14 protein-coding genes and 5 pseudogenes are annotated in these 20,910 nt (G+C 65.6%); 7 read left to right on the top strand and 12 right to left on the bottom strand.

Going from position 1 to position 20,910, the window contains the following annotated elements:
• Nucleotides 1-48: 48 nt before the first annotated feature.
• From PQI07_RS31880 to PQI07_RS31870, 3 genes and pseudogenes are all read left to right on the top strand, one after another.
• A complete protein-coding gene (locus tag PQI07_RS31880) occupies nucleotides 49-1,074 on the top strand; it encodes an AraC family transcriptional regulator (protein WP_274928849.1) in 1,026 nt (341 codons plus the stop codon).
• Between the two features lie 138 nt (nucleotides 1,075-1,212).
• Nucleotides 1,213-1,695 carry a DUF3455 domain-containing protein gene (locus PQI07_RS31875; RefSeq protein WP_274928848.1) on the top strand — a complete coding sequence of 161 codons (483 nt, stop codon included), beginning with the start codon at nucleotides 1,213-1,215 and terminating at the stop codon, nucleotides 1,693-1,695.
• A gap of 172 nt (nucleotides 1,696-1,867) precedes the next feature.
• Nucleotides 1,868-3,041 (top strand): annotated as a pseudogene (locus PQI07_RS31870) (ISL3 family transposase); the annotation flags it as partial.
• A 141-nt stretch (nucleotides 3,042-3,182) separates the two neighbouring features.
• Here the strand turns inward: PQI07_RS31870 and PQI07_RS38020 are convergent.
• From PQI07_RS38020 to PQI07_RS31855, 5 genes and pseudogenes are all read right to left on the bottom strand, one after another.
• Nucleotides 3,183-3,245, bottom strand: a pseudogene (locus PQI07_RS38020) (hypothetical protein); the annotation flags it as partial.
• Nucleotides 3,246-3,344: 99 nt separating this feature from the next.
• A complete protein-coding gene (locus tag PQI07_RS38015) occupies nucleotides 3,345-3,560 on the bottom strand; it encodes a GntR family transcriptional regulator (protein WP_446721004.1) in 216 nt (71 codons plus the stop codon).
• A 100-nt stretch (nucleotides 3,561-3,660) separates the two neighbouring features.
• On the bottom strand, nucleotides 3,661-7,092 hold the full coding sequence (locus tag PQI07_RS31865) for a molybdopterin-dependent oxidoreductase (protein WP_274928847.1): 3,432 nt from the start codon (nucleotides 7,090-7,092) through the stop codon (nucleotides 3,661-3,663).
• 228 nt (nucleotides 7,093-7,320) lie between these two features.
• Nucleotides 7,321-7,941: pseudogene (locus tag PQI07_RS31860) on the bottom strand (integrase core domain-containing protein); the annotation flags it as partial.
• Nucleotides 7,942-8,378: 437 nt separating this feature from the next.
• Nucleotides 8,379-8,585: a hypothetical protein gene (locus tag PQI07_RS31855; protein ID WP_274928846.1), complete on the bottom strand. Its 207-nt coding sequence runs from the start codon at nucleotides 8,583-8,585 to the stop codon at nucleotides 8,379-8,381.
• Between the two features lie 524 nt (nucleotides 8,586-9,109).
• Between PQI07_RS31855 and gor the strand changes: the two genes are divergently transcribed.
• A complete protein-coding gene (gor, locus tag PQI07_RS31850) occupies nucleotides 9,110-10,492 on the top strand; it encodes a glutathione-disulfide reductase (RefSeq protein WP_274928845.1) in 1,383 nt (460 codons plus the stop codon).
• A 12-nt stretch (nucleotides 10,493-10,504) separates the two neighbouring features.
• On the opposite strand, the gene PQI07_RS31845 is transcribed toward gor, so the two are convergent.
• A protein-coding gene (locus tag PQI07_RS31845; protein WP_274928844.1) for an IS630 family transposase occupies nucleotides 10,505-11,466 on the bottom strand; the annotation gives its coding sequence in 2 pieces (ribosomal slippage) (nucleotides 10,505-11,118 and nucleotides 11,118-11,466; 963 coding nt in all).
• Between the two features lie 174 nt (nucleotides 11,467-11,640).
• Here PQI07_RS31845 and PQI07_RS31840 point away from each other — a divergent pair.
• Nucleotides 11,641-11,926 (top strand): annotated as a pseudogene (locus tag PQI07_RS31840) (IS481 family transposase); the annotation flags it as partial.
• On the opposite strand, the pseudogene PQI07_RS31835 reads toward PQI07_RS31840, so the two are convergent.
• The 3 genes and pseudogenes from PQI07_RS31835 to PQI07_RS31825 all read right to left on the bottom strand — a co-directional run.
• A pseudogene (locus tag PQI07_RS31835) lies at nucleotides 11,908-12,123 on the bottom strand (transposase); the annotation flags it as partial. The pseudogenes PQI07_RS31840 and PQI07_RS31835 overlap by 19 nt on opposite strands.
• 72 nt (nucleotides 12,124-12,195) lie before the next feature.
• Nucleotides 12,196-13,157, bottom strand: a protein-coding gene (locus PQI07_RS31830; protein ID WP_274928843.1) for an IS630 family transposase whose coding sequence is annotated in 2 segments (ribosomal slippage) — nucleotides 12,196-12,812 and nucleotides 12,812-13,157 — 963 coding nt in all. Because the reading frame shifts where the segments join, the coding sequence is not laid out codon by codon here.
• A gap of 254 nt (nucleotides 13,158-13,411) precedes the next feature.
• On the bottom strand, nucleotides 13,412-13,609 hold the full coding sequence (locus PQI07_RS31825; RefSeq protein WP_274928842.1) for a hypothetical protein: 198 nt from the start codon (nucleotides 13,607-13,609) through the stop codon (nucleotides 13,412-13,414).
• 310 nt (nucleotides 13,610-13,919) lie between these two features.
• Here PQI07_RS31825 and PQI07_RS31820 point away from each other — a divergent pair, with 310 nt between their 5' ends.
• Nucleotides 13,920-14,342: a cupin domain-containing protein gene (locus tag PQI07_RS31820; RefSeq protein ID WP_274928841.1), complete on the top strand. Its 423-nt coding sequence runs from the start codon at nucleotides 13,920-13,922 to the stop codon at nucleotides 14,340-14,342.
• Between the two features lie 308 nt (nucleotides 14,343-14,650).
• A complete protein-coding gene (locus PQI07_RS31815; RefSeq protein WP_274926133.1) occupies nucleotides 14,651-15,994 on the top strand; it encodes an IS1380 family transposase in 1,344 nt (447 codons plus the stop codon).
• Between the two features lie 211 nt (nucleotides 15,995-16,205).
• Here the strand turns inward: PQI07_RS31815 and PQI07_RS31810 are convergent, their stop codons facing one another.
• From PQI07_RS31810 to PQI07_RS31800, 3 genes are all read right to left on the bottom strand, one after another.
• Entirely contained in the window at nucleotides 16,206-17,525 is a 1,320-nt protein-coding gene (locus PQI07_RS31810) for an MFS transporter (RefSeq protein ID WP_274928840.1), read from the bottom strand.
• Nucleotides 17,526-17,594: 69 nt separating this feature from the next.
• Nucleotides 17,595-18,920, bottom strand: a complete 1,326-nt coding sequence (locus PQI07_RS31805; protein WP_274928776.1) for a glycosyltransferase — start codon at nucleotides 18,918-18,920, stop codon at nucleotides 17,595-17,597.
• 317 nt (nucleotides 18,921-19,237) lie between these two features.
• The gene (locus PQI07_RS31800; RefSeq protein WP_274928839.1) at nucleotides 19,238-20,350 is read right to left on the bottom strand and encodes a cytochrome P450; all 1,113 of its coding nucleotides are present in this window, start codon (nucleotides 20,348-20,350) and stop codon (nucleotides 19,238-19,240) included.
• Nucleotides 20,351-20,910: the final 560 nt, after the last annotated feature.

Raw genomic sequence — 20,910 nt, 5'->3', positions numbered from 1 at the left:
CAGTGCCGGCGCAGCCAACCGCGCACACGCAGCTGTGGAGGCATCACCGTGGCACCATCCCTGGACTGGCTCAGTCGCCTGCTCGCGATCGTCCCCGTGCGCGGCCGCTTGGACACGCACTGCACCTACGGCGCGCCCTGGCGCATCGATCAACCCGGCGCGGAGGTGGGCGAGATGGCCTACCACGTCGTCCTCGCCGGATCGGCGGCCCTGGAGGACCCGGCGGGTGGCCCTCCGCTGCGCCTCTCGGCGGGCGACATCCTGCTGCTCCCACACGGCGAAGCGCATGTCCTGCACGATGGCGGCGGCACACCCGCCATGCCAGCGCACACGCGGTCGGGGCGCAACCTGCGCATCAGCGAGAATGCAGGTATGGGAGAGCGGCTCGACATGCTGTGCGGCCACTTCGTGCTCGGGCGCCCGCAGGACCGCTTGCTGCGCGACTATCTGCCATCACGCCTCGTGGTACGAACGGTCGATCCAGCGGGGACGGCGGCATCTGGAACCCGGGAGGTGTTGGCCAGCCTCGTGTTGCTCATGCGCCAGGAGGCGATCACCGACACTTTGGGCGGCCAAGCCATGCTGGACGCGCTCTCCACGGCCCTGTTCGCCTTGACGCTGCGGCTTGCCAGCGAGGGAAACGCGGCGCCGGTCGGCCTGCTCGCTCTGGTGAGCAACGCACGCTTGGCGCCCGCCTTATCAGCTCTCCTGAACGAGCCGGACCGCCCATGGACGCTGCCCGCGCTGGCGCGCCTGTGCAGCATGTCGCGGGCGACGGCGGCACGCCGGTTTCAGGATGCACTGGGCCGGTCTGCCAGTGAGTTGTTGGCAGACATCCGCATGACGCTGGCCGCCGGCGAGCTTCGGAAGCCATCCGCGGTCACCAGTGCCGTAGCGGGGACCGTCGGGTACCAGTCGGAAGCCGCTTTCCAGCGCGCCTTCAAGCAGCGCATGGGCATGACACCGGCGCAGTGGCGCCGGCTGCCTCAGCCCATTGCACGTCGCTCAGCATCGACCCTCCTAAAAGGGGAGGTTCAAAATGTATGCTGCGACAGATTGTCCAAGCACGAATGATCTTAACATTACGGTCGTAACGAAATCGGAAATTATCGAAATCATCAGGTCATGAGGGCGGCTCATTTCGACGTGACCACGAGATGCCCTGCGCGGCACGTCGAACATCTCAACCACCTTAGCTCTCAGATGCGCTATGTGCTCATCATCATTTTCTCCATGCTCAGCGTCACTGCTTACGCAGTTGGTGTTCCCGAGGGACTTATCGAGTCCAACGATAAAAATCTAAGGCGACTTTCGGCTGTAGGTGTACAAGTTTACGAGTGTCGGGTGGGCGCTGATGGCGCTTTGAGTTGGGCGTTCAAGGAGCCACGCGCGGAACTCTTCCACGACGGCCAGCCGTTCGGCCAGCACTATGCAGGACCGACGTGGGAAGCGGCGGATGGCAGTCGCATTATCGGGCAAGTGGCTGCAACCGCCCCAGCCCCGCAAGCCACGGACATTCCTTGGCTGCGTCTTACCGTCATCAAGCGCACCGGTGCAGGCGCTCTTGCGGAAGTCGAGGCAGTGCAGCGGGTGGACACACACGGCGGCGAGAAAGTTGGTTCTTGTACGGCAGCTGGCACGATCGCCGGGGAGCCCTACACGGCGGACTACATCCTGTTGGGAACAACCCACTGAGCCTCGCACACGTGCGTGTACTGCTGGCGAAGATCAGCCTAACGGGTCCTGGTTGCCTCCGGTTGGCAGGGTGAGGTCGCAGGCCATTTCTTGATTGCCTGCGTCTCTTAAGCCGTTTACCGAAAAGATAATCTTAGCAGTGATGCGGCTCATTTACGAAATTTGATTGTTTTCCGGTCCGACAGCCCGTCGAGCAGCCCGCGTGACACATTCAGCACCCCCGCGTGTGGTCGGGATCGACGACTGGGCTTGGCGGCGGGGCCGAAGCTACGGCACCATCGTCTGCGATCCGGAGTGGGGTCGCGTCCTCGATCTCCTGCCCGGCCGCGCCTGCGAGCCCTTGCGGGATTGGCTGGCTGCGCATCCAGACATCGCCGTCGTCAGCCGGGATCGCGCCGGTTCGTACGTCGAGACTGCGCGGCTCGGCGCGCCGCAGGCGATCCAGGTCGCGGACCGCTGGCACCTTCTCGTCAACGCTTCCGAGGCGCTGCGTTCGCTCGTCGAGCAGCATCAGGTCCAAATCCGAGAGGCCGCCCGTCAGGCAGCGTCCCGCGACTCCCCATCTGCCGTCGTCGCGGTTGCTCCTGCTGACCCGCCTCCGGCGCAGGATGTTAGGCAGGGCGGCGGCCGGCGACGACACCGTTGCGAGGCGGCGCTACGCCTGCACGGCGAGGGCATGGCGATCAAGACGATCGCGCGTACGCTCGGCGCTTCCCGTAACAGCGTACGACGCTGGCTGCGCGCGAGAGCCTTCGTGCCGTATCGCCGGGCACCGGCCCCAAGCCGGCTCGATGATCATCTGCGCTTCGTCGAGGTGCGCTGGCAGGACCATCAGCACAACGCGGCCGGCCTGGATCGCGAGCGTCGCGCCATCGGCTTCGAGGGCGGCTACGACATCGTCCAGCGCTGGGCGAAGCGACGGCGCCATCGCCTCCCGACCCGGCCGCCCTCGGCCCGGGTCCCGTCGGTACGCCGCATCGCGCGGTGGCTGACAAGCGATCCGGCCAGCCTCGCGCCCGAGGATAGCCGCTACGTCGCATCGCTGTCTGCCCTTGCGCCCAGGCTGCAGGCCGCGGCCGAGCAGGTACGCGGCTTCGGCGCAATCCTGCGTGCTGGTGATCCGGCTGCGTTGAAGCCGTGGCTGGAAGCGGCCGCCACGAGTGAACTCGGCGGCTTCGTCGCTGGGCTGCGGCAGGACGAGGCCGCCGTCCATGCGGCCATCAACGAGCCGTGGAGCAAAGGGGGCGGTCGACGGGCAGGTGAACCGCTTGAGGCTGATCAAGCGCTCCATGTACGGTCGCGCCGGCGTCGACCTGCTCCGGCAGCGTGTCCTTCACGCCGCGTGAGGCGGACCAGGAACCGCTCGACAAACCAGACCGAGCATATCTCACCGTCAGCACCGAACCTGCGGAAGAGCCCCATTCCAACGCTGTTTGACAGTTCTGGCTCGCCGCGTAGACCGCCTCGTGGAAGATGATGTTGGCGGCGTAAAACTCCATGCCGTCGTTCTTGTCCGCGGCCTGCCGGCAGGCGGCCTGGGCGCGGACGATTGTGTTCCGATCGTCCGCGGAATGGCGCTTAGCTGCTAACTCTGCGCAGACCGCCTCTCACGGTCATCAGCTCGACCATTTCGGCGATTTCGCACAACGTCAGCTTCGCCACAAAGGCCCCTGATGCGGCCGGATCTCAATGAGCCCACTCGCCGTCAGCGCCTTGAGGTCCTCGCGAACCGGTGTCCGAGATAGGCCGAACCAGGCGGCGATATCCTCCTCCAGTTTTTTTTGGCCAGGCAGGACGCGCCGCGCGAGGATATCCTGTTTCAGCCTGAACCGCAGCGCTTCGGTACGGGTCCGAGCCGTAGGCAAAGGCTCGACGGCGCGCGGCCCTGCCGTAGTCGTGCGGGGCTGACCGTTCGCGGCCCGCAATCGAAGTGTCTGATCAGACGGCTGAGACGGCAACGCTTCCTCACAGGTCGAGCACGACGGCCGTCAGCGGGACAGCGACGCAGGGCAGGCAACGGCCCGCGTCAACAGGGGCCGACCCGGCGGGGTGGTCGACCTCTCCCGACAATATGCCGACAATGCAGCATTCGCACTGGCCGCTACGGCAACCGCTGGCGGCGACCACGCCTTGCCTATCGATGGCATCAAGCAGCGAGCCGGCCGAGGGGTCCCAGATCAACGTCCGCCCAGCGCGCGCGAGTTCCACGCGCTGGGGGCCTTGATCGGGGCGGCCGGTGGCGCGGCTCGAAGGTCCGAACTCCTCGGTGTAAATGCGCCGCCCGTCGACGCCCGCCTGTTCCAATCCGGTGGTCAGCGCCTCGACCATGGCCGCGGGGCCGCACAGGTAGATCTGCGCGCCAGGTGTGGCCACCGCCAACACGTCGGCGACGGTGACGCGGCCGGTCCTGACGTCCGAGCCGGCGTCCGGCACGACGGGGACGCCAGCGCTGTAGAACGTCGTCACCCGAAGCGTCGGAGTCCTTCGTTCAAGGTCGGCGAGTTCGTCACGGAAGGCGTGATCGGCCGATGAGCGGACGCCGTACAGGAGATGGATTGGCCGTGGCCGATCCGAGTCCGCTGTCTCATAGATCATCGAGAGGAGCGGGGTGATGCCGATGCCGGCCGCGACCAGCACCGCGGTCGCCTCGCCTGCCTCCGCTGTCGGCAGGTGGAACGCACCCTTCGGAGCCTGCACGTCTATCGCGATTCCGTCAGCCGCCCCGTGGAGCAGACCCGACATGCGCCCGACTGCTTCGTCGGCACCCCGAGCGAGCTTCACCGAGATGCGGTAGCTCGCGCCGTCCGTCGCCCTCGATAGCGAGTAGCAGCGGACCGGGGACATCCCCTCGGGGCCGGCGAGCCGGAGCGTAATGTGCTGGCCGCCGCGGAACGGCGGCAGCGCGCCACCGTCGGTCGGTGTCAGCCGAAATGAGACGATGTCGGTTGTCTCCCGGCCGGCGATAGCAAGCTCGAAGGGACGCCAACCGGCCCACGCACGACCCCCGGATACCTTTACGGGTGTCACCTCGCATAAAGATGAGCGCAGCCCCGTCGAGCCGCTGACCGGATCAACATGATCGTCGGACACTAGCCGGTTGTAGTTGGCCCCCGTGTCGGCCAGGGCGTTGTAGGCCGGCAGGCCGAGTGCTTCGTTGGACTGCCACCAGCCATACTGGGCGCTGACCACTCGCGGGTCGAGGAAGCCGTCCAACTTGGCTCGCATCCTGGCCTGACCGTTGCCCGTCCGAATGTCGACCCAGTCGCCCGCCGCGATGCCGCGCTCGCCGGCCGTATCCGGGTGCAGTGTGACTTCGGGGTCCGGGGAGCGCTTGCGCAGCGAGGCGACGTTCCGATGTTGTCCGTGGCAGCAGTGCACGACCTTGGCCGACGTCAGCACGAGCGGCAGCGCCTCGCTGCCTTCCCGGAACGGCGAGATGGCCGGCTCGACGAATTTCGGTAATGGGTCCTGCCCAGCATCGCGGAGCACCTCCGAGAAGATCTCGATTTTTCCGGTCCGCGTTTTGACGCCGGCACTCCGATGGCGATGATAATGCGGCTCGCCCAGCACCGTGATCCCGTTGAGGTGCCGGCGTAGCTCGTCGACCGTCAGGCCGAGGGGTTCGAGGACGGCCGCGAAGCCGGCCTCGATGTCACCATGCCAGAACCGGTCGCCGAAGCCGAGGCGCGTGGCGAGATCGAACACGATCTGCGCGTCCGAGCGCGACTCGCCCTGGCTCGGGACCGCGGCTTGCCGCAACTGAACAAGGCTCTCCGCTCGCTGGCTGCCTTCGAACCCGACGCGAAGGGCTTCTCGTTCCCAGGGGGTGTTCACCGGAAGGAAGACGTCCGCGAACGCGGCCGTCGGCGTCACGACGACGTCTGTGTGAACATGGAACTGCAAGTTGGCGAGCGCCCGTGCGCCGCGGTCGCCGTTGGCATGGTTCACCAGGAAGTTCCGGCCGAAATCGAACAGGCCGCAGACGGCATAGGGCTTCGAGTCAAGAATAGCGTCGTATAGGGCGTCCGCACCGATCCAGCCGTGCCGACCGGGACCCAAAGGCGAACGCGCCAAGTCAATGCATTTGGCGCGCTGCATCGCCGAGAGGAACTCGCCGCCGGTCACGTCACGCGCCGCCGGCTTGGCAAATTCGACGTTGCCCCCGGGAGCGTCAAAGCTGCCGGTCAGCGCCATAAGGATCGAGATCGCCCGATCCGTCTGGGTCGCGTTCGTGTGCTGGCCGACACCGGACCAAACGTAGTAGCTGACCGGCGCCGCCTCGAAGAGCATGCGCGCGGTGGCGGTCACCTGGGCCGCGGGTACCCAGGCCAGCTGCTCCACCCTGTCGAGTGGGTACGCATCGCACAGGTCGCGATAGAGACCGAAAGCTGTGCGGCAGGCGATGCGATCCCCGTCCGCTCCTAAGATCTCGACCGCGGCTTCCAAGACGGGGTTCTCGTCAGGCGCGTAGGTCCTCGTGGCGGGCGCATAGGCGACCGAAGCGCCGACCCGGCCCCACGCGACGAGGTCGTCCGCCCCTGCGCCTGCCGGCGGCGCCCTCATCTCGCCTGCCCGGAGGAACCGGTTGGTGTCGGTACGCACAAGCAGCGGGCCATTCGTCCAGCGGGTGACGAAGTCGCGGTCGAACCAACCTTTGCGGATCATTTCGCCGGCGATGCCGAGCGCCAGGGCACCATCCGCGCCGGGCCGGACTCGTAGCCATTGATCTGCTCGAGCGGCAAACCCGGCTCGCCGCGGATCGACCACGACGAGGCGCGCGCCGCGCGCCTTTGCGGCACCCGTCGCCGTGGCGTGGTCAAGCCAGGTGGCGCTCGGGTTATGGCCCCAGAGGACGATGCAGCCGGATTTCTCGAAGTCGGGTGAGGCCACGCCACGCCCGAATGTGTAGGCGTGCGCGTGGTCCTTGTGCCAGTTGCAGATCTCTGTGCCGTACGCGACGTTCGGGCTACCGAACGCGTTCGTGAAGCGCTCGACCCAGCGGATGTCGTCCGAGATCGGCGTGCCGCTCGGTGTTGTCCAGCCGAACGCGACGGCTTCCGGGCCGTGCTCGTCCCGGATGCAGGCAAGTCCCTCCGCCGCCCGGTCAAGCGCCTCATCCCAGGAGACGCGCTGCCACCCGGGATCGGGATCGCCCTTAGGCCGGGTGCGGATCATCGGGTACAGCTGGCGCTGCGGGTTGTAGACCAGTTCGGGGGCAGCCTTGCCTTTGACGCAAAGGGCTTGGCCCGTCGGGTGACCCGGGTTCGGCTCCTGGGCCACGAGGAGCCCGTCGCGGGTGACCATGACAGAGCCGCAGCGGGATTTGCACAGCGCGCAGAAGCCCGGGGTACGGACTTCCCCGACGGCGTCCGTCGGTGTTGGGAATGGTTTGTTCATGGCTCGAATGTCCGTAGGATCGCGCTTCGCCTCCCTGACGCGCTCATGCTGCATCCGCATCGGCGTCGGCGTCGGCCGGTCGACCAACCGGAGGAACCGCCTAGTCCTCTCCTCGCGGGGGTCGTCGATGACTTGGCTAAGTGAGTGACCCGACCGATATTTTGGACCGAGCCGATGAAGAGGCTACTGCATGGCCGTTGTCATGGGTAGCCGGAAGGCCAGATCCGGTTAGCTGACGAGCGCGGGCGGCCGGTAGCCCAAGGATGAGTGCGGCCGGATGCAGTTGTATGTGTTCTGCCAGAAACCTATCACGATCTGTGCCTCCTTGAGTGAGTAGGAGATTTCCTGGCGCAGGCACTCGTCGCGCAGCTCGCCGTTGAAGCTCTTACAATACCCGTCCTCCCACGGAGAGCCCAGCGCGATGTACGGGATCTGCGGGCCGGTCTTCGCGACCCACTTGCGCAGTGCCTTCGAGATCATCTCCGGGCCATTGTCGCAGCGGATGTGCTCCGGGATGCCGTGCAGGCGCATGGCGTCGGCCAGCGCCTCGATCACACCCAGGCTGTTGATGCGCCGTGCCACCTTCAAGGAGAGGCAGGCCCGGCTGTGCTCGTCGATCAGCGTCAGGATGCGCAAACTTCGGCCGTGCAAAATTCAGCCGTCATGCATCTGGGCCTGCACGAAGTCGAAGCTCCAGACGTCATTACGGTAGAGCGCACGCAGCCGCACACACGAGCCGTCGTTCAGCCATAGCCAGCTGCGCGGCCGGTGCTTCTGTGGGACCTTGAGCCCCTCGCGACGCCAGATGCGCTGAATCCGGTCCTTGCCTATCTGCCAGCCCGCTGCCTGCTGACCGTCCTGCCAGCGCACCTCGACGAAGCGCAGATGATCATCGAGCCGGCTTGGGGCCTGTGCCCGGCCATACGGCACGAAGGCTCTCGCGCGCAGCCAGCGTCGTACGCTGTTGCGGGAAGCGCCGAGCGTGCGCGCGATCGTCTTGATCGCCATGCCTGCGGAAGAACCCGAATTAATACCCCTTCCTGAAAGACGGTAACGTCCTCGAAAAACAACCGTTTTCCATACAGAGCGGGCTCCTGATCGGCGCCGATCGGTACCTCGCTCCTTCCTCAGTTTTGCTAGTGGTAACAAGGCGCTACCTTGGCTTTGGTCCGGGGCTCCCGCTTCAACGTTGATCCACATTTCAGCGGCGTCCTCTGTCTCGCCACTGCAATCAATTACCTCAGGTGACGCAAGGCTCTATCCTTCGGAAGTATTCACCGGTATGCCTAAGCATGCAGCGCGCCAAGAGTTGACTCTCGGCTTTGGTCCACTTCGGCGATGGAGCAGTCCGCGCCGATGCGCGCAGTCATCTCGGTCTGCAGCATGGCCATGCTTCCCATGATTTCAAAGCTCCAGCTATGCCCCAGCGCCATCAACGTGCAACAACCAAAAAAGCACGTTGATTTTTCACGCAATCCGAAAAATCTATCCACGCAAAGTGCCTAGATGCCGGCCGCCTGCTTGTTGCAAATGTAACGCAATAATCTCAGCCCCGCCTAGACAAGTTTTACAAAAAAGTTCTTGGTGCACGTTGTACGGCGAATAGCTTCCTGGGACTGTACGTCGACTTCAGCATTGACACCGGATACGTCAGGACCTGGCGGGACGAAGGCTCGACGCGCTCGGGCTCACACGGACCTGAGCCGTAGATAGTGATGAGGCCTCGCGCTTAGAGCATAAAGTTGGAAGGCACTTGGGGGCAAATTCTCTCAATCGGTACTTCGATCACATGGATGCTGTAGCGAGTAGCGAAATGTCACGCCTATAAGCTTGTCCGTGCCATATATAGCCGCGTCCCGCGTCGGCAGTCGGGCTTATGGCCTGCGCGACGGCGGTCGCCCTTAAAGAGAAAGAGGGCTGCTTCGCGTAACGGGCGGCATGCCTTGGTGCTGCCATCTCGTGCCTGGGTGCGGCTTCCCAGAATGGCGATTCAGAAGTTTGATATGGACGGTCCGACATGAGCGATTTCGGTGTCAACCTCTTCGTCATCGGCGGCGGTTCGGGCGGGGTCCGGGCGGCGCGGATTGCGGCTGGCTACGGGGCCAAGGTGATGCTCGCCGAGGAGTACCGGGTCGGCGGCACCTGCGTGATCCGCGGCTGCGTGCCCAAGAAGCTGATGGTCTATGCCGGCCGCTTCGCCGACGAGTTCGAGGATGCGGCCGGCTTCGGCTGGACCGTGGAGCGGCCGCGCTTCGACTGGAGCGTGCTCAAGAGCCGCCGCGACGCCGAAGTGACCCGGCTCGAAGGCATCTACGACGCCAACCTGATCCGGGCCGGCGTGGAGATCGTGCCCGAACGCGCCGTGATCGAGGACGCGCACACCGTGCGCCTGCTGAAGTCCGACCGGCGCGTCCGGGCGGAGCGCATCCTGATCGCCGTCGGCGCGCATCCGCTCAAGGAGCCGTCCGTGCCGGGCATCGAGCTGGCGATCACCTCCAACGAGGTGTTCGAGCTGGAGCGCCTGCCGGAACGCATCCTGGTGATCGGCGGCGGCTACATCGCGGTGGAGTTCGCCGGCGTGTTCGCGGCGCTCGGCAGCCGCACCACCCTGCTGCACCGGGGCGACAAGCTGCTGCGCGGCTTCGACGACGAGGTCCGCGACGCCCTCGCCGAGGCTTACGGACGCCGCATGGACCTGCGCCTCGGGCGCAAACTGACCCGCATCGAGCGGCAGTCCGGCGGCCTCTGCGCCCGGCTCGACGACGGCAGCGCGATCGAGGCCGACCAGATCCTCGTCGCCACCGGCCGGCGGCCGAACGTCGCCGGACTTGGCCTCGACCGCGTCAACATCGAGACGGACGCCGCCGGCGCGATCCCGGTGGACGCCTATTCGCAGACCAATGTCCCCTCGATCTACGCGGTCGGCGACGTCACGAACCGGGCCAACCTGACCCCGGTGGCGATCCGCGAGGGCCACGCTTTCGCCGACACGGTGTTCGGCGGCAAGCCGTCCTGCGTCGATCACCGCCTGATCCCGACGGCGGTGTTCTCGACCCCCGAGATCGGCGTCGTCGGCCATACCGAGGCGGCGGCCCGCGAGGTCTACGGCAAGATCGACGTCTACAAGGCCCGCTTCCGACCTATGAAGGCGACGCTGTCGGGCCGCGAGGAGCGGATCCTCATGAAGGTGCTCGTCGACTGCGCCAGCGACCGGGTGGTCGGCGTCCACATCTTCGGCCACGATGCCGGAGAGGTGATCCAGGCGGTCGGTATCGCGGTGACGATGGGCGCGACCAAGGCCGATTTCGACCGGACCATCGCGGTCCACCCGACGGCGGCCGAGGAGCTGGTGACCATGCGGGTCCCGGAGGTCACCAAGCATCCGGTCGGCGTCGGCTAGAGCTTTTCCCGGTCAGGTAGCGACGGCCAAGTCGCTCTCGTAGCCGGCTGCGGCGAGGTAGTTGCGGCACTCCTGCGGAGTGAAGCACGTGAAGGCTTGGCGGATCGCCGCCCAGAGATCTGGGATCGTGCGGGCTGCCGCGCTACGTAGCAGCGCCTTGAGTTTCGCGAAGGCCTGCTCAATCGGGTTGAAATCAGGGCTGTAGGACGGAAGGTAGAGTAGCCGCGCTCCTGCGGCCTCGATCGCGTCCTGTACGCCGGCGACCTTGTGGGCAGGCAGGTTGTCCATGACGACGATGTCGCCCGGCTGCAGCACCGGGATCAGGGTCTCGGTGACGTAGCTGCGGAAGCGCCTGCCGTTCGTGGGACCGTCCAATAACGCGGTGGCACACAGTCCACTGGTGCGCCGGGCGGCGGTGACGGTGGTGGTTTTGTAGTGGCCCAACGGGGCTGCGAGCCGGCAGCGCTCGCCGCGCGGAGCCCAACCATAGCGTCGCGCCATGTTGGTGGCAGCCGCTGTCTCATCCAGGAACACCAGCCGATCCGGATCGAGCTCGGGCTGTGCGTCGAACCACGCCTCGCGAGCAGCACTTACGTCCGCGCGCTCCTGCTCAGCTGCGTACGTCGCCCCTTTTTCCAGCTAATCCCATGGCGGGCAAAGAAGCGCGACAGGCCGCTCGTGCTGGTCTGGATACCCTGCTCAGCCAGCCGATCGCGCAGCTCGCGCAGGAAAAGACGCGGCTCCTGCTTGGAGATCCTCAGGATCAGCCCGGCATGCGCCTCGATGCGTTTCGAGGTATGATCGCCGCCCATCGGCTTTGAGGCGAGTTGGCCCTCGTGGCGGAAACGCTCCGACCAGCGGCTGGCGCTCGACACGCTGACCCCGAAGCGGGCGGCGGCGCGATGGTAGGAGGCACCCGCCACCACGGCAGCCACGACACGCTCGCGCAGGTCCACAGACAGGGGTGAAGGCATGAGCAAGCTCCTTCACCCACCAACGCGCTACCCGCTAACCCGTCTCAAGCGGCGCGGGACCGGCTCTAGTTGTTTGGACGCGCAACGTCGTTGGGATGCAGCTCGTTGGGCGATCAAAGCCTAAGCGTGGCGGTTTGACGGTGTGCGCCCCGGTGCTGCCAGGAGGAGCCGCTGATGCTCGCCATCCACCCCCAGGCCCGCACGACCCCAGCCGTGCGGGCCGAGATCGCCCTCTCGCACGAGAGCTCCGGCGTGCTGGCCAAGCGCTACGGTGTCTCCACTGAGACCATCCGCAAATGGCGCAAACGCGGACCCGATGCGTGTCAGGGCAGCTCGGCGCGCCCGCACAAGCTCGCGTGGCGCGCCAGCGATGAGGAGCGCGCCATCGTGTGCGCGCTCCGCCGCTCCACCGGCTTTCCCCTCGACGCGCTGACCTTCGTCGTCGGCCACGAACTGCTGGAGCTTGCGGTTCTCCTCTTCCAACTGCCGCAGACGCCGCAGCTCGCCCGTGCCGAGCCCGCCGCAGGGCTTCTTCCAGCGGAAGAATGCCTGCTCGGAGATGCCCGTTCCGCGCAAAACCTCCGCGACCGGCGTCCCGGTCTCGGCCTGCTTCAGAGCGAAGGCGATCTGCTCTTCGGTGAACCTGCTCTCCTTCACGGCTCCGCTCCTCCCGTCAGGGTCTCACAAAACCGGAAACTCACACTCGCGACGTTCTAGAGCGGGTCCCGATCAGCTTGAAGCATAAGCGTCATCCTCGTAGCCGGCCGCCGTGAAGTAGTTGCGGCACTCCGCGGGTGAGAAGCGCGCGAAAGCCTTGTGGATGGCCGCCCAGAGATCGCTGACCGTGCGCGCCGCCGCGCTGCGCAGGAGCGCTTTGAGTTTTGCGAAGGCCAGTTCAATCGGGTTGAACTCAGGGGAGTACGGCGGGAGGTACAAGAGCCGGGCTCCGGCTGCCTCGATCGCCTCGCGCACGCCTGCCACCTTTTGGACGCCGAGGTTGTCCAGGATGAGCGTGTCGCCCGGCCTCAGGGTCGGGACCAGCGTCTCGGCCACGTAGGTTCGGAAGCGCTCGCCCGTCACGGGCCCGTCCAGCAGCGCAACCGCCTCGGGCCCGCTCGTCCTCAGCCCGGCGATGACCGTGGTGGTCTTCCCATGACCAGCGGGCGCCGCGATCCGGCAGCGCTCGCCGCGCGGAGCCCAGCCATAGCGGCGGACCATGCTGGTGTTGGCCGCCGTCTCGTCCAGGAACACGAGACGGTCCGGATCGAGCTCGGGCTGCGCCTCGAACCAAGCCTCACGCACCGCTCTTACGTCCTCGCGCTCCTGCTCAGCTGCGTGCAGAGCCCCTTTTTGCGCGTGATCCGGTGCCGGGCGAAGAAGCGCGACAGAGAGCTGGTGCTGACCGCGACCCCGCGTTCCTGAAGAGCCTCACGCAACGCGCGCAGGAGGACCTGCGGGCGGGCCAGGTAGGTCTGCCGGATGAGGTCGGCATGAGCCTCGATGTGGCGGGAGCGCTGGTCGCCGCCCAGCGGCTTGGGCGCGACGTGGCCCACGCGCCGCTTCTGCTGCGACCAACGGCTGGCGCTAGCCCGGCTCACGCCGAAGCGCTCGGCGGCCTGTCGGCAGGTCGCCCCGGACGAAACCGCGGACGCCACGCGCTGGCGCAGATCGACGGACAAGGTTATGGGCATGGGCTCCTCCTTGCCCCGTCAACCCGCAGCCACCCAACATAGCTTCCGATCGGACGAGCCCCGCTCTAAGCCGATGGGGGGCGTCAGGTCGGCTTAGCCGGTCTTGAACAACACGATGTAATCGGAGTGCGCGTTTCCGATACTGCCAACGAGAGCGCGCCCGTTCTCCCCGGGCATAACGTTCGACTCTGGTTCCTGGCAGCAGACTGTGCCTGCGGGCCGCAAGGTCACACCGGTCGACAGCCTCCCAGGGCTCAACAATCGCGAATGATCTTGATGTCGTCGGCGGACAGGCCGAAGCGCCGAAGCTCGTCGTCGCCTATGACCTTGAACCAACTCAGTATCCGCTGTTTGGCTGGATCACCGTCGGCTCCGACGAGCCGCCGGACCAGCGGCGACTGCGCGCGACGATGGCAACTTGCGCGAGAACCGTTTCCAGCGTTGAGAGACATCTCACACCCTCTATTTCGTCATGGACAGACCGATAGGTGCGATTGCAGATCGAGACTTTTAGTGCACATAAATCGCGTAATTATGCTGCATGAGATCAGATTGCGCTGTCTCTCGTAGCACCGACGTTACGGGCGAGCCCCGCGTGCAGCTTTAGCCAGGCACTCTTGGCCCAGGCGAGGTTGGTCGCGTGCCCGCGCCGCTTACGGTCAGGCAACGCCCGATTCGGGATTGGTTTACAGGCCTTTCGAGCTAATTAGTACGGAAATTTGGCGGTTCTCTGCCTAATCATCTCAAACAGGTGAGATCATCATGGCGTTGCCCGAGGATTGGTTGAGCCGCCTGCTCGCGCTTGTCCCCGTCCGCGGACGCCTGGACATCTACTGCTCCTATGGCGCGCCCTGGCGTATCGACCAGGCCCGTGCGGCGGTCGGCGAGATGGCCTTTCACGCCCTCGTCGCCGGATCGGCCGTGCTTGAGGATCCGACGGGTGGCCCGCCGCTGCGCCTCTCGGCCGGGGACATCTTGCTGCTCCCGAGGCGGGAGGACCACGTCCTCCACGATGGCAGCGGGGCGCCCGCAGCGCCGGCGCATACGCGGACGGGCTCCAACCTGCTGATCAGCGAGAACGCGGGCGCGGGCGAGCGGCTCGACATGCTCTGCGGGCACTTCGTGCTCGCGCGCCCCCAGGAACGCCTGCTCGGGCATCGTTGCCGCGAACACGGCTGCCCGTAAAGCATCGCATAGGCACGGTTTCGAGAGTGCGTCAGCGTATGGGCATGAAGTGGCCCATGCAGAACGCCCCACCTGCACCACGCAATGCTCGCCTCGAAGGATAACTGTGAGCGGAATCGCGCATCGAGGGCAGAGGGAATGAAGGAAGCGTAGGTACTTACCTTCTGTGATCTCCGCAGACCCTAACCCGTCTTATTCATCACGACGGTGGATCTGGGGTGGCGAGCGTAGCGTAAGGCATTGATGTAGCTTAGGGATTGGGTGCTGACGCCAAGCCTTCAACGCGCACCGAGCCTGCCACGCCCGCCATGTCCGATCCTACGTGTCTGCCGTTCGCGTTTCCATCCGTGCGAGGCAAGAAGCTCACAGCTGCCTTCGACGGCGGGCGCCTGACCTCGGACGGCGGCGTCCTGTTGCTCGCCCAGGCCGCCCAGCGATTGGGCATTGCCGAGAAGCTCGCGACCGTGATCACGGATCGACGCGATCCGAGCCGGGTCGTGCACCCGCTGCCCGAGATCCTGCTGGCCCGCATCCTGGCGATTGCCTGCGGGTATGAGGATGCCGACGACCTCGACCATCTGCGCGCCGACCCCGCCTTCAAGCTCGCCTGCGGACGCCTGCCCGAGAGCGGCGCGGACCTGATGAGCCAGCCCACCGTCTCGCGGATGGAGAACACCCCCGGCCTGCGCGACCTGATCCGGCTCGGGCGAGTGCTGGTCGACGTGTACTGCGCCAGCTACGTCGTACCGCCCGCCGCGGTCACCCTGGACATCGACGACACCTGCGACGTGGTGCACGGCCAGCAGCAGCTGTCGCTGTTCAACGCCCACCACGACGCGCGCTGCTTTCTGCCGATCCACGTCTACGATACCGCCACCAGCCGTCCCGTCGCGATGATCCTGCGGTCGGGTAAGACACCCTCGGGTCGCGAGGTCCGGGGCCATCTGCGCCGGCTCGTCCGGGCGATCCGCCGTCACTGGCCGACGACCGCGATTACCATCCGCGGCGACGGCCACTACGGGCGGCCCGAAGCGATGGACTGGTGCGAGGACAACAGCGTCAGCTACGTCTTCGGCTTGACCGGCACAAAGGCGCTCGCGGCCAAGGTCGAGCCGACCGCCGACCACATCCGGGTGGTGCGGGCCCTCGGCGACAAGGATGCGGTGCGCGGCTTTGCCGAGACCACCCACGCCGCCAAGTCCTGGCGGCAGCAGCGCCGCGTCGCCGCCCGCATCGAGGCGACCCGCCTCGGCCTCGACATCCGCTTCGTGGTCACGAACATCGCCACCGGTACGCCGGAATGGCTCTACGCCGAACTCTACTGCGCCCGCGGCCAGGCCGAGAACCTGATCAAGCTGCACAAGGGCCAGCTCGCTTCCGACCGCACCTCCTGCCGGCACCCGGCCGCCAACCAGATGCGACTCGTCCTGCACACCGCGGCCTACTGGCTGATGCTCACCGTGCGAGACGCCATCCCGGCGGCCCATCGCCTCGCCAGGGCCGAGTTCGCGACGATCCGCCTCCGGCTGCTCAAGCTCGGCGCTCGGATCCGCGAGACCGCTGCCCGCGTCCGCCTCGCCTTCGCCGCGGCGTGTCCGGAAGCCGACCTGCTACGCCACCTTGCGACCGCGCTCGTCCCAGCCCCCGCTTGAACGGCGGGGCCGAGACGCCCCGACGAACCCGCTCCTATCCCTCAAGCACCGACGCAACGTTCCGAATCCATACGCGTCACAGTGGACGCGCGATCCCGCGCGCCATCAGCCCAAAACACGGCGTCAGCCAAGCCCCGGTGAATAAGACGGGCTAACTCCACTTGGCATACCCCGTTCTCATTGTGGTCCAGGGCGTAGGCGGGATCAGGCATCATGCGCCGTCCCTTCCCGGGGCTGTCCGATCGGTCCGTTTTGTCCTCGCCCCGAGCCAAGGCAGGATCGCGGCGAGGCTGATGGTACAGATAGCCGCGACATAGTGGGCGGGCGCCAGAGGACTGAGATGGATCAGGTAGGCCACAAGCGGAGGTGTCAGGCCACCCGCGAGGGCGTATGCGACGTTATAGGCGAGCGCCACTCCTGAAAATGCCACCGCAGGCGGGAAGGCACGCACCAGGATCACGGGCACAATCGTGATCAAGCCCGCAGCAGCACCAGCGACCGCGAACACGGGGGCGAGCAGGCCCGGAAGCATCGCGCAGGCGAACATCAGATAGGCGGCGGCGGTTATCACGAATGCTGCGAACCACACGATAGCTTTCAGTCCGAAGCGGTCGATCGCCGCGCCCGAGGCAATGCAGCTGATTGTCAGAGCGGCGGTGCTCGCGAGACCCGCCACCGCGACCCGATCAGCATCGAGACCGACGCTCTGGCGCAGCAGCGGCGGCGCCAAGAGGATCAGCACGACAATTACTGCGGTCAGTAGCCACGACGCCGCCATTGATACGAGCACGGCTCGCGCATAGCCGCGCACGACTCGGCCGACTGGGAGGTTATCAGCCAGTTGTGCTTCCTGACGCATCGCCTTGAACACCGGCGTCTCGGCGAGCTTGCGACGCAACAGCATGCCAATCAGCCCTAAGATGCCTCCCAGTAGAAACGGCAATCGCCAAGCATATTTCAGAATTGCCTCCGGGCTAAAGACAAGATTTATAGCGGTGTTCACGAGCGAGCCAAGTAGGATCCCGGCGGTAAGTCCAGCGGTGAGCAGGCCGCAAGCGAGGCCAATGCGCGATCGCGGGGCGTGCTCGGCCACAAACACCCAGGCGCCTGGGATCTCGCCGCCGATGGCTGCGCCCTGCAGGACACGGCAGACGAGCAGCAGACATGGCGCAGCGTAGCCGATCTGCGCGTAGCCCGGCATCAGGCCGATCAGAAAGGTCGGCACTGCCATCAGCAACACGGCGATCATGAAGACGCGCTTGCGGCCGGTCAGGTCACCGAAATGCGCCATAACGAGACCGCCGAATGGTCTGGCAAGGTAGCCGGCGGCGAACAGGCCAAACACTTCGGTCTGCTTCAACCAGTCGGGAATTTCAGGTGGAAAGAATACCCGTCCGAGAACCGCAGTTAAGAACACGAAGACAACGAAGTCGTAGAACTCAAGCATCCCCCCTAGAGCAGCGATGGAAAACGTCCGCAACATCTCGCCCGACAGATCATCGGCGGGGCGGTCGACAAAGTTCGACATCATGCAGCTCCATTGCGAGCGGTCTGCGCATCGGGCATCCGTTCAGCGCGGCCCGCGTGCCGCCAAAACCAATCAGGCTGGCAGGACAGCGCGTTGAACTGGGGGGCCAATCGAGCGCTCGACCAACACGTCGAGCACGCCCAGGATCTCAGCTCGCGTATCGATGGCGGCCATATCCGCAGCGATCGACCTGGCTCGGGCCCGGTACGACGGGTCCGACAGCACACGCGCGACCGCATCCCGCAACTGCTCAGAGGTCGGGCGCTGCGCCGGAATCTCGATACCGACCCCAAACCATGCCACCCGCGCGCCGATGTCGGCTTTCTCCTCCGTGCGCCCCGCGGCCACGATCGGCACGCCGGCCCGCAGCGCCAGCGACACCGTGCCGTAGCCCCCGTTCGTCACCACCGCCGCCAGCTTCGGCAGCAGCTGCCCGTAGTCCAGAAATTCGGCGAGCCGCACGTTGGACGGCACCGGCCCGACGTTCGTCACAGGTCGTCCGCCGGTTGTGACCACCACCAGCAGGTCGTCGCGGTCAGCTAGCGCGGCCAGAGCCGGCTGGACCAGCTCGCCGAAATCGGCGTTGGTGACCGTACCCTGCGTGACGAGTACGACCGGTTTGCCCCCGTCAAGCTCGTACCACCACTCAGGCTTTGCTCTCTCCCGCGCAGGCGGCGGCAGGGCGCCGACGAAGCGGACGTGGGCGGGCAGCTCGCCATAGTCGTACTCGAACGCCGGCACGGTCGGGTGCAGATAGGCGTCCGCCGACAGGACGAAGGACGCCAGGACGGAGCACGGCAGCGGCGGCAGTCCTAGCTCCGCCAGCTTGGCGTTGGCATAGGTGCGGGTCGGCTTTTCGACGGTAGCCTCGAACTCAGCCGCGATCGCGGCGTACCGCGCTCGATCAGCATCATCTTGAGCGGGAGGCAAGCCGAGACCGAACGGGGCGCCGTCTGGACGGTCCAGGGATAGGAGGGTGAAGCCGCACGAGACGAGAGGCACGGGTGGGCGGCTTGGATCGAGGAACAACGCCGCACGGCCCATGAACCCGCTGTCGGTCACGACGATATCGGGACGTTCGTCGATGATGGCGGTGCGCAAGGTCGTGAGCTGTGGCGGCATCAAATCAAGGAAGAAAATTTGAAGCGCGTTGCGGATCTGTTCCGGACCGGGCGGGAGTGCGTGATGCTCGGGGAACACCTCCTCGATCCTGGAGAAATCCAGATCGGCCTCGGGAGCGAGTGCTAGGAAGCGAGCGCCGGAGTTCTCGACCGCCAGCTTAAGATGGGTGCCGGTCGCGACCACGACCTCATCGCCGCGACCCAGCGCCATCCGCGCTACGGCCAGCATCGGGCTAAGGTGGCTGATGACAGGCGAGACCGCGAACAAGATCTTCAATGTAATTTCTCCAGGAGAGGCGGTGAATTTTCCGCGTTCACCGCGCCGTGCAGCCGATGCAGATGCTCTTGGTGATCGCGTCTTGTTTCAGGTGCTCGGGCGTTGACCGGAGGAGGACATCCTCTGACGATGGGCTCGCCGCACGGTCCGGCGGCCTTGTCCGGCCGACCGCAGTCGTGTTCGGTGCGGTCTGAGTTGAGAGTGGACCGGCGCCCGTTCCCGTGAAGGCACCCCTCTCAGACTGCGCCGTTGCCGATGACGCGAGCAGTACGGAGACTAAGGTCAAAGCCGGCAGACGTGTCATGGGATGCCCCAAGTTACGCCGTTTTGACCCAGACGGCCTCGTAACCGTTGAACCCTGGTGAGGCCTTGCGCCTTACCTCGTGCTTCGCGGCCAATCGCAGCCGCGGGAAACGGTAGAACAAAGCCGGCAGAGCCACCTGCGCCTCAAGCCGCGCCAGCGACGCACCGAGGCAGAAGTGCTTGCCGCCGCCGAAGCTATGGTGTTTCTGATGCTCCCGTCCGATGTCGAGCGTGTGCGAATCGGCGTGCTGGGCTGGATCGTGGTTCGCTGCCAACAGCATCGTCGTCACCGTCTGTCCGGCCTCGACGGGGCAGCTGCGGATCGTCGACGCAGCGACCGCTTGGCGGCCAGTTGCCGGGACCGGTGTGTCGTAGCGCAGGATCTCCTCGATGGCTGCCGGCCACAGATCAGGCTCGGCAATCATGCGTGCGAGCTGTTCGGGATGTTGCAGGAGCGTGATGACGCCGTTGCCAATCAAGTCGGTGATTGTGACGTTACCGGCAATGAATAGCAGTCGGCAGGTGTTGAGAAGTTCGAGATCAGTTAGCCTGTCGCCCTCAGCTTCTGTGGCCACGAGGGCGCCGATGAGGTCCTGGCGAGGTGGATGGCGGCGCTCGGCGATCATGCGCCTGAAGCAGTCATTCAAACCGTCGCGCGCTGCGATATGAGCGTTTTTCTCCGCATCCGTCCGCTCCGGCGCGAGTATGGTTACGCTGCTTTCCGACCAGCTTCTAAACTGCTCGACTTCTGCGTCCTCGATACCAAGTATGGCCGCGATGATGAGGCACGGCAGTGGACCGGCATAGGCGATGATCAAGTCGAACGGTTCGCTTGGCTCAAACGTGTCGAGTAAGGTCGCGGCAATGGCTTCGACTCGTGGGCGTAGGACATCGACGGCGCGGGCGCTGAAGGCTTGGACGACGAGCCGGCGCAAGCGAGCGTGGTCGGGATCGTCAAGAAACAACATTGACAAATGAGCTCGGTCGACTTCGCTGAAGCCGCGTCGGCCGTATGCGGTTGGCCGACCGTTGAAGGGGTTGGACGACAGGTTGCTGTCGGTCAGTGCGGCGACTACGTCCACCGCTCGCGTGAGCACGATGCGATCGGCTTCACGGTCGTGATGCATGGGATCTCTGGCGCGGAGAGCGTCAAAGATGTCGTGTGGACACTCGCGAAAGACGGGGTCGCGCGCGTCGAGACCAATAGGGTGAGCATCGCCCACTGCTTCAGGATCGCGAGACTGGAGCATAGAAATGCGCCTCCGGCACAGGGCATGTCGACGGTTGCGACACGCATGCCTGGGCCGCCGATCGGCTAAAATTGGCGGGCCACCGTCAAGTCCCAACTCTGAATCAGCCTCGTTACGCACCCATGTCGTCCAGCCACCATCGGGTTACAATCGTAGTCTCACTCAATCGCGCTCCGGGCGACATCGAGCTACAACTTGAGCTAAAATCGTCGGCACTCTCCGAGACCCACTCCACGCAGTTAGCCTCGCGCTATTGCGGGTTTTCCTTGTGCCGAGCGACTTCGAGCGTCGATGGGGTCGGGGCATTTAGAACCAGAGGAAACTCGCTAAGATCATACCGGCCTCGCGGTTGGACCCGATATGATGGGCAGGGAACATGCCCGCCTGATGAAGTGAGCCCATCCTGCCCGTCGGAAATCGGCTGCCACCAAGTTTTT

The sequence above is a fragment of the Methylobacterium sp. 092160098-2 genome (genome assembly GCF_028920805.1).
Lineage (GTDB): Bacteria > Pseudomonadota > Alphaproteobacteria > Rhizobiales > Beijerinckiaceae > Methylobacterium > Methylobacterium fujisawaense.
Note: the sequence above shows the minus strand (reverse complement) of the source record. Positions and strands in the feature narration are given on the sequence as shown.

Bases quoted from the DNA above. Each gene is read 5' to 3' on its own strand.
- PQI07_RS31865 (WP_274928847.1), bottom strand. From the start codon at position 7,092: ATGAACAAACCATTCCCAACACCGACGGACGCCGTCGGGGAAGTCCGT.
- gor (WP_274928845.1), top strand. From the start codon at position 9,110: ATGAGCGATTTCGGTGTCAACCTCTTCGTCATCGGCGGCGGTTCGGGC.
- PQI07_RS31825 (WP_274928842.1), bottom strand. From the start codon at position 13,609: ATGTCTCTCAACGCTGGAAACGGTTCTCGCGCAAGTTGCCATCGTCGC.
- PQI07_RS31820 (WP_274928841.1), top strand. From the start codon at position 13,920: ATGGCGTTGCCCGAGGATTGGTTGAGCCGCCTGCTCGCGCTTGTCCCC.
- PQI07_RS31815 (WP_274926133.1), top strand. From the start codon at position 14,651: ATGTCCGATCCTACGTGTCTGCCGTTCGCGTTTCCATCCGTGCGAGGC.
- PQI07_RS31810 (WP_274928840.1), bottom strand. From the start codon at position 17,525: ATGATGTCGAACTTTGTCGACCGCCCCGCCGATGATCTGTCGGGCGAG.
- PQI07_RS31800 (WP_274928839.1), bottom strand. From the start codon at position 20,350: ATGCATCACGACCGTGAAGCCGATCGCATCGTGCTCACGCGAGCGGTG.